The organism is Bacillus sp. mrc49 (genome assembly GCF_002803435.1).
Window position 1 is genome coordinate 1 of the sequence record NZ_PHNG01000274.1, and the last position, 453, is coordinate 453.

At 41.9% G+C, this 453-nt stretch carries 1 protein-coding gene; it reads right to left on the bottom strand.

The window, feature by feature from the left end; all coding sequences use genetic code 11:
* Positions 1-315, bottom strand: a 315-nt coding sequence (locus CVN76_RS01935; protein ID WP_442857532.1) for an aldose epimerase family protein, incomplete at its 3' end; no start/stop codon positions are given.
* Between the last annotated feature and the right edge of the window lie 138 nt (positions 316-453).

Here is a 453-nt window from a genome sequence, read left to right on the forward strand (position 1 = left end):
AGGATAAACATCGATGAAACGTCCAGCAGACTCAAACACAAAAGACGCGCTATCTGATGTCAGCTTTTCGACCATGAACTCAACGTCTCGCAGAAAGCCATGCTGTGATATCTTGTAGGTCAGACCATCAAGTTGATACTGATCTTCCTTTAAACGTCCTACTATCGGAAATAGAACCGGAGACACGCGTCCCCAGTATGAGCTATCCCCTGTCCACATATAGTTCAGTTCATTTTTCTTATGCTTCACTTCACGTACTTCTGCACCGCTGCTTACTATTCCTACCTCTAACCAAGCATTTTCAATTACAATCATGTCTAATCCCTCTCATCTTTCTGGATTTCGTTCTATGTAATCCAATTTGACTGGAAAACGCCATCCTAATTATGACGGCGTTTCCTCTAACTATGGTGCATACATTCACAGAAAATGATGCACTTTTTAAATCCGCTG